The 14,239-nt window shown below is 57.4% G+C and carries 13 protein-coding genes; 3 read left to right on the top strand and 10 right to left on the bottom strand.

Annotated features, from left to right (window positions below):
• Entirely contained in the window at positions 1–750 is a 750-nt protein-coding gene (gene cobA / locus CKW31_RS13680) for a uroporphyrinogen-III C-methyltransferase (protein ID WP_095095670.1), read from the top strand.
• 78 nt (positions 751–828) lie between these two features.
• Here the strand turns inward: cobA and CKW31_RS13675 are convergent, their stop codons facing one another.
• From CKW31_RS13675 to ppsA, 8 genes are all read right to left on the bottom strand, one after another.
• The gene (locus CKW31_RS13675; protein ID WP_095095667.1) at positions 829–1,863 is read right to left on the bottom strand and encodes an OmpA family protein; all 1,035 of its coding nucleotides are present in this window, start codon (positions 1,861–1,863) and stop codon (positions 829–831) included.
• Between the two features lie 106 nt (positions 1,864–1,969).
• Positions 1,970–2,560: an RNA polymerase sigma factor SigX gene (gene sigX, locus CKW31_RS13670; RefSeq protein ID WP_027902735.1), complete on the bottom strand. Its 591-nt coding sequence runs from the start codon at positions 2,558–2,560 to the stop codon at positions 1,970–1,972.
• 86 nt (positions 2,561–2,646) lie between these two features.
• Positions 2,647–3,471: a mechanosensitive ion channel domain-containing protein gene (locus tag CKW31_RS13665; protein ID WP_095095664.1), complete on the bottom strand. Its 825-nt coding sequence runs from the start codon at positions 3,469–3,471 to the stop codon at positions 2,647–2,649.
• A 2-nt stretch (positions 3,472–3,473) separates the two neighbouring features.
• Positions 3,474–3,722, bottom strand: coding sequence for a CrfX protein (locus CKW31_RS13660; RefSeq protein WP_095095661.1), 249 nt, complete (start codon positions 3,720–3,722; stop codon positions 3,474–3,476).
• 87 nt (positions 3,723–3,809) lie between these two features.
• Entirely contained in the window at positions 3,810–4,805 is a 996-nt protein-coding gene (locus CKW31_RS13655) for a zinc transporter ZntB (RefSeq protein WP_095095659.1), read from the bottom strand.
• Positions 4,806–4,816: 11 nt separating this feature from the next.
• The gene (gene rraA / locus CKW31_RS13650) at positions 4,817–5,305 is read right to left on the bottom strand and encodes a ribonuclease E activity regulator RraA (RefSeq protein ID WP_095095656.1); all 489 of its coding nucleotides are present in this window, start codon (positions 5,303–5,305) and stop codon (positions 4,817–4,819) included.
• Between the two features lie 174 nt (positions 5,306–5,479).
• Positions 5,480–6,472 (bottom strand): alpha/beta fold hydrolase, encoded by a 993-nt coding sequence (locus CKW31_RS13645; RefSeq protein ID WP_095095653.1) that lies wholly within the window; start codon positions 6,470–6,472, stop codon positions 5,480–5,482.
• Positions 6,473–6,569: 97 nt separating this feature from the next.
• Positions 6,570–8,945, bottom strand: coding sequence for a phosphoenolpyruvate synthase (gene ppsA, locus CKW31_RS13640; protein ID WP_095095650.1), 2,376 nt, complete (start codon positions 8,943–8,945; stop codon positions 6,570–6,572).
• Between ppsA and CKW31_RS30360 the strand changes: the two genes are divergently transcribed.
• Positions 8,892–9,101 carry a hypothetical protein gene (locus CKW31_RS30360; RefSeq protein ID WP_343073043.1) on the top strand — a complete coding sequence of 70 codons (210 nt, stop codon included), beginning with the start codon at positions 8,892–8,894 and terminating at the stop codon, positions 9,099–9,101. The two genes, ppsA and CKW31_RS30360, sit on opposite strands and share 54 nt — an antisense overlap.
• Before the next feature lie 39 nt (positions 9,102–9,140).
• Positions 9,141–9,959 carry a pyruvate, water dikinase regulatory protein gene (locus tag CKW31_RS13630; protein ID WP_087265069.1) on the top strand — a complete coding sequence of 273 codons (819 nt, stop codon included), beginning with the start codon at positions 9,141–9,143 and terminating at the stop codon, positions 9,957–9,959.
• Positions 9,960–10,089: 130 nt separating this feature from the next.
• Here the strand turns inward: CKW31_RS13630 and prpF are convergent, their stop codons facing one another.
• Entirely contained in the window at positions 10,090–11,271 is a 1,182-nt protein-coding gene (gene prpF, locus CKW31_RS13625; RefSeq protein ID WP_095095646.1) for a 2-methylaconitate cis-trans isomerase PrpF, read from the bottom strand.
• Positions 11,272–11,451: 180 nt separating this feature from the next.
• Complete coding sequence (acnD, locus tag CKW31_RS13620; protein WP_095095643.1) at positions 11,452–14,043, bottom strand: Fe/S-dependent 2-methylisocitrate dehydratase AcnD; 2,592 nt, start codon at positions 14,041–14,043, stop codon at positions 11,452–11,454.
• Positions 14,044–14,239: the final 196 nt, after the last annotated feature.

The raw sequence follows: 14,239 nt of genomic DNA, 5'->3' as shown, positions 1-14,239 counted from the left end.
ATGAGTGCAAAAGTCTGGCTGGTCGGCGCAGGTCCCGGAGATCCCGAGCTACTAACCCTCAAGGCCGTGCGTGCCTTGCGCGAAGCCGACGTTGTACTGATCGACGATCTGGTCAACAGCGCGGTGCTGGAGCATAGCCCCACTGCTCGCGTGATAGCCGTCGGCAAACGAGGTGGCTGTCGCTCGACACCCCAGGCGTTCATCCATCGCCTGATGCTGCGTTATGTGCGCCAAGGCAAGTGCGTGGTGCGCCTTAAAGGTGGAGACCCGTGCATATTCGGCCGCGGCGGCGAAGAAGCTGATTGGCTGCGTGCCCATGGGGTCGAGGTGGAATTGGTCAATGGCATTACTGCTGGCCTGGCAGGTGCGACGCAATGCGGGATATCGCTGACGCTGCGGGGTGTCAGTCGCGGCGTGACACTGGTGACCGCGCACACTCAGGATGACAGCACCTTGAACTGGCAAGCACTGGCTCAAGGAGGGACAACGCTAGTGGTGTATATGGGCGTAGCAAAACTGGCGGAAATCCGTGACAGCCTGATCACTGGCGGCATGGCTTTGAGTATGCCAGTGGCAATGATAGAAAACGCTTCGCTGCCTCAGCAACGGGAATGCCGGAGCTCACTGGCAGACATGCAACAGGACGCCGCATTATTCGAGCTGAAGAGTCCGGCCGTTCTGGTGATTGGCGAAGTGGCAGCAGTAACAGAGATGGATTTGTTCCAACTGACAGAAAACAAAACGGCCTGAGCTTTCCCCTCAAATCGCAGGCAAAGAAAAGCCCGGCCTAAGCCGGGCTCTTCTATTGAAGCGAGTAAAGCAGGCTAATTACTTAGCTTGTGCTTCAACTTCAGCTTCTACGCGACGGTTAACAGCGCGGCCAGCGTCAGTTGCGTTGTCAGCAACTGGACGGGATTCGCCATAACCAACCGAGTTTACGCGGCTAGCGCCAACACCGTACTGGTTAACCAGAACCTGTTTAACGGCGTTTGCACGACGCTCAGACAGTTTTTGGTTGTAAGCGTCAGGACCGACGGAGTCAGTGTGACCTTCAACAGTGGTGGTGGTTTGTGGGTACTGTTGCATGAAGTCAGCGAGGTTCTTGATGTCGCCGTAGCTGTTAGGCTTGACTACGGATTTGTCGAAATCGAACTTCACGTCCAGCTCAACACGAACCACTTCGGCAACTGCTGGGCAGCCATCAGCGTCAACAGTTACGTTGGCTGGGGTGTCCGGGCACTTGTCGACGTTGTCGCACACGCCGTCGTTGTCGCTGTCGGAGCACACTTCAGCTACTGGAGCTGGTGCTGCTTCAACTTTCTTGGAGCCGCCACCGAAGTTTACGCCGATACCGACGCTAGGAGCCCACTCGGTGTCGCCTTGGTCGATGTTGTACTGAGCTTCAACGCCAGCACGGGCATAGAAGTTGTCAGTGAAGTAAAGCTTGGCACCGCCGCCGATGTTGGCGAAGGTAGAACCGTTACGGCCGCTACGAGCGTCTTGACCGATGCTTTGATCAGAGAAACCAGCCGAAACGTACGGACGCAGCATGTCGCCCGGGTTGTTGAAGTGGTACAGAGCGTCAAGGGCGGTGTTCGAGCCTTTGATGTTCTTGCCGCTGTCGCTGCGAACGTTGTGAACTTCGTCGTAACCCAGACGTACTTCTACGTCGTCGGTCAGGAAGTAACCAATCGAGCCGCCGAACAGGTTGCCGTCGTTTTTAAAGTTACGGGCGCTGTCGTAGTACTCTTTCTTGGCGAAGCCTTCGATTTCGACTGCGCCTTGGCCTTGTGCCAGAGCGCCGAAAGATGCCGCGGCAACAATAGTACCAATGGCCAAGCCCAAGGTGTTTTTCAGTTTCATCCGTTAAATCCCCATCTGGTGATTGTAAAGCAGTCCCACTATAAGGGGACAACTCATCGGCAAGTCTATCAGAACTTGCCTGGTTGTTAGAGATATTTGCATCGCCTTAAGTTTCGGTAATGCCTGCAAATTTCTCACGTAATTTATCCAAAGCCCGCTTGTAGCGCATTTTCGTTGCGCTCAAGCCCATGTGCATGATGTCTGCAATCTCCTGGAATTCAAGTTCTGCAACAAATCGCAGCACCAGAATCTCCCGATCGATCGGGTTCACATGCACAAGCCAGCGATCGAGTCCGCCCCGTTCTTCAGGTTTGGGCGTCTTTTCTTCCGACGCTTCCTCAAGTGGATCCAGACTCAAAGCGTCCATCAAGCGACGCTTACGCCGTTCCTTCCTGTACTGAGTGATGCACTCGTTGTAGGTGATGCTGTACAGCCATGTTTTGAATTTCGATTTACCCTCAAAATTCTTCAAGCCATACAACACCTTAAGCATCACCTCCTGACAGACATCATCTGCGTCGCGATCGTTCCCTAAATAACGTGCACAGACGTTAAAAAGTGTCCGTTGGTAGCGACGCATCAACTCTTCGTAAGCCCTCGTCACATGAAACAATTCAACGTGGGCGCGCGCGACCAGCTCCTCATCAGAGAGCTCGCTCGGGTCGTAGCGCATCGATAGCGGTTGAGGGTTATTCAAAACAAATCGTGCCGACAGTCAGGTCAATGGCCGCCACTGCCCTTGGAGCGGCAATTTGTGGCGGCATAGAGTAGCAGGTTAGCCGCTTAACGGCTGCTCACTCGCTGCTCCAGAAGGACGCGGTTGGACAATGAAACCAACTCCCCGTCGTCTGTCAGCAGCGTGGTTTTCACCGTACCGATCTCTTCGATCTGCCCTTCGACATCGCCAATCCGCACCTCTTGCCCTACCTGATACAGCTCCCGCACATAAATCCCTGCCAGTATTTGGCCAGCAAGCTCACGACTTCCCAACCCCATGGCCAGCGCAATTGCCAGACCAACGGTAATCAAAACGATCACAATCACGTGATTGAGCAGGTCGGTTTTGACCTCCAACTGACTGATCGCCACCGAAATACTGATGATGATGACCAGACCCTGGGTGATTCTACCCAGGCCTGCGGCGTAATCCAGCCCTACTCCCTCGGCAGCGCCTCGCACCAGGCCGTTGACCAGTTGCGCCAGCAGCACACCAACCAGCAGCACCAGCGCAGCACCAAATACCTTCGGCAAATACCCTGTCAACATGTCCAGCGTCGCGGAAACCCGCTCCAGCCCCAGCGACCCAGCCGCTGTAACCAGGAAGGTCAACAACACAAACCAGTAAACAATTTTGCCGATCAGGGTAGAAATGGGCACCTGAACGCCAGCACGGCTGATCAGCTTGGTCAGGCCAGTGCCTGCCATCAAGCGATCCAGACCGACTTTGGCGAGCAGCTTGGACAGCAAGGTTTCGAGCAGCTTGGCGACAACAAAACCGAGCAATACGACGACCAGCGCGCCCAGCAAATTCGGGATGAAAATTGCAACCTTGGTCCACAATGCAGTCATTGCGGCAACCAGACTCTGAGTCCAGAGATCCAATTCCATGTTCAATCAGCCTTGTCGACAGGATGAGCGGTAGAATTCTTTTTACGTGAAACCGGTGCAACATGGGACGAACCGTTGTTCAAAGCGATCATCATCGCTTCAGTCCAGCGGCCCATCAGACTGAACAACACACCCGCGCCTACCTGGCGATTGGCGGTCTTCAGTACGCGACCAAGGCATGCATCATCATCCCGGCTGGAAGATGAAGATTTGAGCATGTCGCGCAATGATTCTTCAAACGGATCGTGCATAGGCACCTCTCGTAACGTCCAGTGAAGACGCATGCCGATTCGGACGAGTCACAAATCAGTCCCTGGACGCACGTTAAAAACTTAACACTAAACCCAGCGCAAGCGCCGGAACAACCACCACTGCCCTAAAGCCAGGGCGACGATCAATGCGCAGGCGACCAGAAATCCGTAAGGGCTGTCAGAGCCGGGAATCCCGCCTACGTTTATACCCAACAAGCCCGTCAGGAAGCTCATGGGCAGAAAAATCCCGGTGATGATGCCAAAGCGGTACATCGTGTGATTCATGCGTTCTCGCAAACGCCGGTCTTCGGACTCAAGCACCAGCCCCACTCGTTCGCGGGTCAATTCAAGCTCTTCGAGATAACGCGTCAGGCTGTTGTTCAGCTCGTTCCAGTAATCAGCGTCATCGTCTACGAACCACGGCAGCTTGCTGCGACTGAGCTGGCCGTAAATTTCCCGCTGCGGAGAGAGAAAACGCCGCAACCCTGCAGCCCGGCGACGAATATGCAGCATTTTGCCATGATCAGGGTTGTACCGTTCGTCGGCATCTATCTTTTCTTCCTCTTCATCCACCGATTCGGTGAGGTCTCCCACCAGTGCCTGAACCTTGTCGGTCAGGTATTGGGCGAGATAAAGGATCAGTTCGGACGCGGATTTAGGGCCCTTGCCTTCATTCAGTTGTTCAATCAGCTCATCCGTGGCGCGCAATGGTCGCAAGCGCAGGGAAATGACTTGCTGGGCCGCCGCGAAGATCCGGACCGAGACCATGTCTTCCGGCTCAGCCCCCGGATTGAGATTAACCCCACGCAGAAACAGCAGCAGTTTTTCGTCCGGCAATGGCAGCAAGCGCGGCCGGGTGTTTTCTTCGAGCAACAGATCGCAAGCGAACTCGCTCAAACCGCTGGCGGTGCGCAGCCAGGTGTGAGTTTGCGGATGACCACGGTCCCAATGCAGCCAGACACTTTCGTGCGGCTGCAGTTGCAGGCATTCCAGTTCGGTCCGAGCAATGAAACGTGCCCCGCCTTTACCGTCCAAAACGAGGGCATGAACCAGCCCCCACTGCGCATTTGTTTCGTCGAACATTAATACTTCGCTTATTCGGGCATTTTCAGAGGCGACGGTGAAACGATCACGCCATTATTGTCGGCATACACGTATTCCCCTGGACGAAACGTGACCCCGGCAAAGGTCACAACCACGTTCAGGTCACCAATACCGCGCTTGTTGGTTCTCAGTGGGTGACTGGCGAGCGCCTGGACTCCCAGATCAGTTTGCGCCAACACGTCCACGTCGCGGATGCAGCCGTAGATCACCATACCCTGCCAGCCATTGCGTGCGGCTTTCTCGGCAATCATGTCACCGAGTAGCGCGCAACGCAGCGATCCACCGCCGTCGACCACCAGCACCTTGCCCTTCCCGTCCAGCTCGGCCTGCTCCTTGACCAGCGAGTTGTCCTCAAAGCATTTGACGGTCACGATTTCACCGCCAAATGAGTCACGTCCACCGAAGTTGCTGAACATCGGCTCAAGCACCTGAACAAGGTCCGGATAAGCGTCGCACAGGTCGGGAGTGAGGTAATGCATGGTGGTACTCCTGTCAGTGAAAGATCAGCGTCTCATGATGTGTCTGCCTATGAACCGTAGCTCATAAGAACAAAACGTATCCAGCGTCGCGACCTTTAACTGACGTGACCTATAACTGAACTGCATTTCGCATCGTATCTCATCGCAATCTGCGCTCAGTGTAATACGCCGACGTCACTCGCCAACCGCCATCGGCGTTTGTGACAGCTCCTGTACAGCCACGCAGCCTTCGTTCAACCATTCGGTAACCAGTGGCCAGACCTCGCGCTGGGCGGCTTTACTGACCAGCATCTGTACGTGATCGAAGTCTTGCGAGAAGCCCTGCTCACGCCCCAGACAAAGAAATTTGCGCTGTTGCGACCCAATCTGATCAAAGAGTTTGCGGCAGGCCCAGACCGGGTCCTGGTGGTCGCCAACGGCGGCAACCGCAAGCACCGGAACTTCAACACTCGGCAAACCGGCCCACCAGTCGGTCTCGCGATCACCGAATCGCCCGAACATCCCGTGCCAGCGCATGCTTTCCAGCACCAGCCCGACAGGCTCGTCCTCTGGACCACGCTTGAAACGCGGCCCGGAGATGTGATCAAAAGGCTTCAACAGCAAACGCCCCGCCCACTGCACAGGCGGAATCTTCAGCGGCCAGTAATCGCGACTGACCTGGCTGCCGAACAAGGCAACAGAGGCTGCCCCGGATGGGCCGAGATACTCCCCGCCCAGCGCGGCCGCAAGGGTGGTGCCGCCCAGGGAGTGGCCGATCCAGTGCGGAATCTGCCCGCTCAGCTCACGCACAAATGCCGCAATGGCGGGCACGTCATAGCGGGCGTAATCAGCAACATGATTTGAACGATAGGCCTGGTTACGCGCCGACAGGCCGTGCCCACGCATTTCCGGGATCCATACATCGAAACCGGCTCGCGCAAGATATGCACCCAGGCCAATGCCTTTAGGGGAATACCAGAAGCGTCGGTTGGAAAAGCTGCCGTGCATCAGAATGACCGGCACACCGCGAACATCAGGCTGCGCGACCAGCCCCAGCCGGGTCACGGCAATTTCGACGCTGTAATCGGGACTGTTGGCGGGCTTGAGGCGGTAAACGTCTTCGATCAGATCGCCACAACGCTCTGCGCTGATCAAAGCCACAGGAAAAAGAGTGCTGCTGCTTTGCATATTGCTCAAACAATCAAAGGTCGGTGTGAAAACCGTCCGTGGTAAACGTAAAAAAGCCCCGGCTCACGGAGATGAACCGGGGCTTCACTCAATCAAATCAGACCGGGGCCTGAGCCTCAGCCAGGAAGAACCAGGTTTCCAGCACGGAATCCGGGTTCAACGAAACGCTCTCAATGCCCTGATCCATCAACCAGCGGGCAAGGTCCGGATGGTCCGATGGGCCTTGACCGCAGATGCCGATGTACTTGCCAGCCTTGTTACAGGCCTGAATGGCGTTGGACAGCAGCTTCTTCACTGCCGGGTTACGCTCATCAAACAGATGGGCGATGACCCCCGAGTCACGATCCAGCCCCAGTGTCAGCTGGGTCAAATCGTTGGAACCGATGGAGAAGCCGTCGAAGTACTCGAGGAACTCTTCGGCCAGAATCGCATTGGACGGCAGTTCGCACATCATGATCACGCGCAGGCCGTTTTCGCCGCGTTTCAGACCGTTCTCGGCCAGCAGATCAATGACCTGACTGGCTTCACCCAGCGTACGCACGAACGGCACCATGATCTCGACATTGGTCAGGCCCATTTCCTCACGCACACGCTTGAGGGCACGGCATTCCAGCTCGAAACAGTCGCGGAAATTTTCGCTGATGTAGCGGGAAGCGCCACGGAAACCCAGCATCGGGTTTTCTTCTTCCGGCTCGTACATCTTGCCGCCGATCAGGTTGGCGTACTCGTTGGACTTGAAGTCCGAGAGGCGCACGATGACCTTTTTCGGGGTGAATGCAGCGGCCAGGGTGCTGATGCCTTCCACCAGTTTCTCGACGTAGAAACCAACCGGATCATCGTAACCGGCGATGCGTTTGTCGACGCTGTCCTTGATGTCCTGAGGCAGGCTGTCGTAGTTGAGCAGCGCCTTGGGGTGCACGCCGATCATGCGGTTGATGATGAATTCCAGACGTGCCAGCCCCACACCCGCGTTGGGCAGTTGGGCGAAGTCGAATGCACGATCCGGGTTACCGACGTTCATCATGATCTTGAACGGCAGTTCAGGCATGGCATCGACCGAGTTGGTCTTGATGTCGAAGCCCAGCTCGCCTTCGAAGATGTAACCGGTGTCGCCTTCCGCGCAGGAAACCGTGACGCCCTGACCGTCCTGCAACAGTTGCGTGGCATTACCACAACCCACGACCGCCGGAATGCCCAGCTCACGGGCGATGATCGCCGCGTGGCAGGTGCGGCCGCCCCGGTTGGTGACGATGGCGCTGGCGCGCTTCATGACCGGCTCCCAATCCGGATCGGTCATGTCGGAGACCAGAACGTCGCCGGGCTGGACCTTGTCCATTTCCGAAACGTCTCTGATGATACGAACCTTGCCTGCGCCGATGCGCTGACCAATGGCTCGCCCCTCTACAAGCACCGTGCCGGTTTCCTTGAGCAGGTAGCGCTCCATGACATTGGCCTGGGCGCGGCTTTTCACGGTTTCCGGGCGCGCCTGAACGATGTACAGCTTGCCGTCATCGCCGTCTTTGGCCCACTCGATATCCATCGGTGCCTTGTAGTGCTTCTCGATGATCATCGCCTGTTTAGCCAGCTCTGCGACTTCCTCGTCAGTCAGGCAGAAACGCGCGCGATCAGCTGGCTCGACGTCCACGGTTTTCACCGAACGCCCTGCCTTGGCTTCTTCGCCATAGATCATCTTGATGGCCTTGCTGCCCAGATTGCGGCGCAGGATGGCCGGACGACCTGCTGCCAAGGTGCCCTTGTGCACATAGAATTCGTCAGGGTTGACCGCGCCCTGCACCACCGTTTCACCCAGGCCGTAAGCGCCGGTGATAAACACCACGTCGCGGAAGCCGGATTCGGTATCCAGGGTAAACATCACGCCTGCCGTACCGGTTTCGGAGCGCACCATGCGCTGCACGCCCGCAGACAAGGCCACCAGCTTGTGGTCGAAGCCCTGGTGAACACGGTAGGAAATGGCCCGGTCGTTGAACAGCGAGGCAAACACTTCCTTGGCCGCACGGATGACGTTTTCAACGCCGCGGATATTAAGGAAGGTTTCCTGCTGCCCGGCAAAGGACGCATCAGGAAGGTCTTCAGCGGTGGCGGAAGAACGCACGGCAACGGCGAGATTCGGGTTGCCTGCCGACAGTTCGGCAAAGGCAGTGCGGATTTCGGCGTTGAGCTTTTCGGGGAACTCGGCTTCCATGATCCACTGACGAATCTGCGCACCGGTTCTGGCCAGCGCGTTGACGTCGTCGACATCCAGAGCGTCCAGAGCTGCGTGGATCTGATCGTTCAGACCACTCAGCTCAAGGAAATCACGGTAGGCCTGGGCCGTAGTGGCGAAGCCACCGGGCACCGAAACGCCAGCACCGGCAAGGTTGCTGATCATTTCGCCGAGGGATGCGTTCTTGCCTCCCACATGCTCCACATCATGGACGCCGAGCTTATCGAGGGAAACTACGTACTCTACCAAGGTGATCTCTCCACTAACTGTGTTGTTGTTGGGAAAAGCTCAGTCTGGGTCGCCCCGCTACCGCGAGGCCCCGAACGCATTCTGGCCTGGCCTCAAGCCGAAACCTGGAAAAAAGTTGTGAATGCCAACCACTCGGGCCCGCAAGCGCGCCTATGATATCCAACAATCGTCACCAGCTTAAGGCCAAAGGCGCAAATGAAACGATCTGCTTTTTTTATCTCCGACGGCACCGGGATTACCGCTGAAACCCTTGGCCAAAGCCTGTTAGCGCAATTTGAGAACATTACGTTCAACAAGTTCACCAGGCCCTATATCGACAGCGTCGAGAAAGCGCGGGCGATGGTACAACAAATCAACAATGCCGCCGACAAGGACGATGTCCGCCCGATCATCTTCGACACCATCGTCAATCAGGACATCCGCGAGATCCTGGCGACGTCCAATGGCTTCATGATCGACATCTTTTCGACCTTCCTGGCACCGCTGGAACAAGAGCTTAGTTCACACTCCTCCTACTCGGTGGGCAAATCGCACTCCATCGGCCACAACTCCAATTACATGGAGCGGATTGAGGCAGTGAACTTCGCGCTGGACAACGACGACGGCGCCCGCACGCATTATTACGACAAGGCCGACATCATTCTGGTGGGTGTGTCGCGCTGCGGCAAAACCCCAACCTGCTTGTACATGGCCATGCAATTCGGCATTCGCGCCGCCAACTACCCGCTCACCGAAGACGATATGGAACGCCTGCAGCTGCCAAATGCGCTGAAGGAGCACCGTAGCAAATTATTCGGCCTGACCATTGATCCAGATCGCCTGACCGCGATTCGCCACGAACGCAAACCCAATAGCCGCTATTCCAGCTATGCCCAGTGTGAGTTCGAGGTGCGTGAAGTGGAAAGCCTGTTCCGCCGGGAAAACATCCCGAACATCAACTCCACCCATTTCTCGGTAGAAGAAATCTCCGCCAAGGTGCTGGTGGAGAAAGGGGTTGAACGACGATTTAAGTGATAGACAGGCTTTTTGTGGGAGCGGTGCTTGCCCGCGATAAGGTCTATGCGATCTAAAGTGAATCGCGTCTAGTCTTATCGCGGGCAAGCACCGCTCCCACATAAAAAGTATTCCAGGCCAACCGATCAGATCAACTCGGAACCCGCACCCAACCCTCCATCAACACCCTCGCGCTGCGACTCATGATGGCTTTGGTGACTTTCCATTCGCCATTGCTCTGCAGCGCCTGCGCCCCGACCCGCAAAGTGCCGGAGGGATGTCCGAAGCGCACCGCTTCGCGCTCAATGCCACCCGCCGCCAGATTGACCAACGTACCGGGAATGGCGGCCGCAGTGCCGATGGCTACCGCCGCGGTGCCCATCATGGCGTGATGCAACTTGCCCATGGACATGGCGCGCACCAGCAGATCGATATGGCTGGCAGCTACCGGTTTGCCGCTGGACGCGATGTAGTCCGCGGGTTGTGCCACGAACGCTACTTTCGGCGTGTGCTGGCGGGTTGCTGCATCATCCAGATGCTTGATCAAGCCCATGCGCAGCGCGCCGTGGGCGCGGATCGCTTCAAACATCGCCAACGCTTTGGGATCGCCATTGATATCGCCCTGCAATTCAACGCCGCTATAGCCAATGTCTCGAGCGTTAACAAATATAGTCGGGATACCGGCATTGATCAGCGTGGCCTTGAACGTGCCAACTCCCGGCACCTCCAGCTCATCCACCAGATTGCCGGTGGGGAACATCGAACCGCCTGCGCCCTCCTCGTCGGCCGCCGGGTCGAGAAACTCCAACTGCACTTCGGCTGCTGGAAACGTCACGCCATCCAGTTCGAAATCGCCGGTTTCCTGCACTGCTCCGTCAGTAATGGGCACATGGGCAATAATCGTTTTGCCGATATTCGCCTGCCAGATCCGCACCACGGCAACGCCGCTTTGAGGAACGCGCGAGGCGTCCAGCAAGCCGCTGCTGATGGCGAATGGGCCTACTGCCGCAGACAGGTTGCCGCAGTTACCACTCCAGTCCACGAACGGCTTGTCGATGGAAACCTGCCCGAACAGGTAATCCACATCGTGATCCGCCCGACTGCTGCGCGACACGATAACCGTCTTGCTGGTGCTGGAAGTCGCCCCGCCCATGCCGTCGATCTGCTTTTCGTACGGGTCCGGGCTGCCGATGACCCTTAGCAGCAGGACGTCGCGAGCAGCTCCCGGCACCTGCGCGGCCTCGGGCAGGTCAACGAGGTTGAAGAACACGCCTTTACTGGTACCGCCCCGCATGTAGGTGGCGGGGATTTTTATTTGTGGCAGGTGAGACATGTAGCGACCCTCTCAAAAATAGGTCAACGCCAGTTCCAAATGAAGAAAAGCGGTCCCTGTGGGAGCGGTGCTTGCCCGCGATAAGGCTGGACGCGATTCACTTTAGACCGCATTGGCCTTATCGCGGGCAAGCACCGCTCCCACAATTGATCTGATTCCAGATCAAAATATGCGCGATCTTCAGGCTGTAACCGCCTCAAGAAAATCCTGCGCAAAACGCTGCAACACGCCGCCCGCTTCGTAGATCGAAACCTCTTCAGCCGTATCCAGGCGACAGGTCACCGGCACTTCAATTCGCTCGCCATTTTTGCGATGGATCACCAGCGTCAATGTACTGCGGGGAATACGCTCACCGATTACGTCGAAGGTTTCACTGCCATCAATGCCCAGGGTGTGACGATCAACACCCGGCTTGAACTCCAGCGGCAAGACGCCCATGCCGACCAGATTGGTCCGGTGAATTCGCTCGAAACCTTCGGCAGCGATGGCTTCGACACCTGCCAGCCGCACGCCTTTCGCCGCCCAGTCGCGGGATGAGCCCTGGCCATAGTCCGCACCCGCAATAATGATCAGCGGCTGCTTGCGCTCCATGTAGGTTTCAATCGCTTCCCACATGCGCGTGACCTGACCTTCCGGCTCAATACGTGCGAGTGAGCCCTGCTTGACCTTGCCGTCAATGCGCACCATTTCGTTGATCAGTTTGGGGTTAGCAAAAGTCGCGCGCTGGGCCGTCAAATGGTCGCCTCTATGAGTCGCGTAAGAATTGAAGTCTTCTTCCGGCAGGCCCATTTTCGCCAGATATTCCCCGGCAGCGCTGTCGAGCATGATGGCGTTGGATGGGGACAGGTGATCGGTGGTGATGTTGTCGCCCAGCACGGCCAGCGGACGCATGCCTTTCAATGGTCGAGCCCCCGCCAGCGCGCCTTCCCAATAGGGCGGACGACGAATATAAGTGCTCGGCGCACGCCAGTCGTAGAGCGGTTTGACCCGCTCACCGTCGTCAGCCTTGATCTCGAACATCGGGATATAAACCTGACGAAACTGATCCGGCTTGACGCTGGCTTTCACCACCGCGTCGATTTCCTCGTCGCTGGGCCAGATGTCTTTCAGCGTGACCGGATTGCCCGCCTTGTCGATGCCCAGTACATCCTTCTCGATATCGAAACGAATGGTGCCCGCAATCGCATAGGCCACCACCAACGGCGGCGAGGCCAGGAAGGCCTGCTTGGCGTAAGGGTGAATGCGCCCATCGAAGTTGCGATTGCCGGACAGCACAGCCGTGGCGTAAAGATCGCGATCAATGACTTCCTGCTGGATGGCCGGATCCAGCGCGCCGCTCATGCCGTTACAGGTGGTGCAGGCAAAACCGACGATGCCAAAACCCAGGTTTTCCAGTTCCGGCAGCAAATTGGCCTCTTCCAGATACAGCTGCACCGCCTTGGAGCCAGGCGCCAACGACGATTTGACCCAGGGTTTGCGGGTCAGGCCAGCAGCGTTGGCATTACGCGCCAACAAACCCGCAGCGATCACGTTGCGCGGATTGCTGGTGTTGGTGCAACTGGTGATTGCCGCGATGATCACCGCGCCATCGGGCATCAGGCCCGGTTCGTTTTCTACCACTCCGGAAATCCCCAGCGCGGCCAGGTCAGAAGTTGGTACCCGCCGATGCGGATTGGATGGGCCCGCGATGTTGCGGACCACGCTGGACAGATCGAACTTCAGCACCCGCTCGTACTCGGCGGTTTTCAGGCTGTCGGCCCACAGGCCAGTCTGTCTGGCATAGGTTTCGACCAGCCTGACTTGCTCGGGATCGCGCCCGGTCAGGGTCAGGTAATCCAGCGTCTGCTGGTCGATGTAGAACATCGCCGCCGTGGCGCCGAACTCAGGCGTCATGTTGGAGATGGTCGCGCGGTCGCCCAAGGTCAGCGCGTTAGCGCCATCGCCGAAGAACTCCAGATACGACGACACGACTTTCTCGGCACGCAGAAACTCGGTAACGGCCAGTACGATGTCGGTTGCGGTGATACCCGGCTGACGCTTGCCCACCAGCTCCACACCGATGATGTCCGGCAGGCGCATCCAGGACGCCCGGCCGAGCATCACGCTCTCGGCCTCCAGCCCGCCGACGCCAATGGCGATCACCCCCAGTGCATCCACGTGCGGCGTGTGGCTGTCGGTGCCGACCAGGGTGTCAGGGAACGCCACGCCTTCCAGCGCATGCACCACAGGCGACATTCGCTCCAGATTGATCTGGTGCATGATGCCGTTGCCAGGCGGTATCACATCGACGTTCTTGAAAGCTTTTTTGGTCCAGTTGATGAAGTGAAACCGGTCTTCATTGCGACGATCTTCAATCGCCCGGTTACGTTCGAAGGCGTCAGGCTCGAAACCGCCATGCTCGACGGCTAAAGAGTGGTCAACAATCAATTGCGTCGGCACCACAGGATTGACCAGCGACGGGTCGCCACCCTGCAAAGCAATGGCGTCCCGCAGGCCTGCGAGGTCAACAAGGGCAGTCTGGCCAAGAATGTCGTGACACACCACACGCGCCGGAAACCACGGGAAGTCCAGGTCGCGCTTGCGCTCGATCAACTGTTCCAGAGAGGCGTTCAGGGTCGCCGGATCACAGCGCCGCACCAGATTTTCAGCCAGCACGCGCGAGGTATAAGGCAAGCCGTCGTAGGCACCAGGCTTGATGGCATCGACCGCCTCACGGGCATCGAAATAGTCCAGTGAAGTACCGGGCAAGGGTTTGCGGTGTTCTGAGTTCATGGCACGGGGCCTCAATCACGGAAATGGTGGGAGCTCTATAAGGGGCAACAAACTCATCTCACTCTGTAGGAGCTGCCGAAGGCTGCGAAGCGTTCATCTGACACAACGCCATCGCAGCCTTCGGCAGCTCCTACAGGTCCAATGTTTGCCCCGAGACAGCGCGGTGCCATGGACACCGGGGCGGCACTTACCTAAA

The organism is Pseudomonas sp. Irchel 3A5, assembly GCF_900187575.1.
Taxonomy (GTDB): domain Bacteria; phylum Pseudomonadota; class Gammaproteobacteria; order Pseudomonadales; family Pseudomonadaceae; genus Aquipseudomonas; species Aquipseudomonas folii.
Note: the sequence above shows the minus strand (reverse complement) of the source record. Positions and strands in the feature narration are given on the sequence as shown.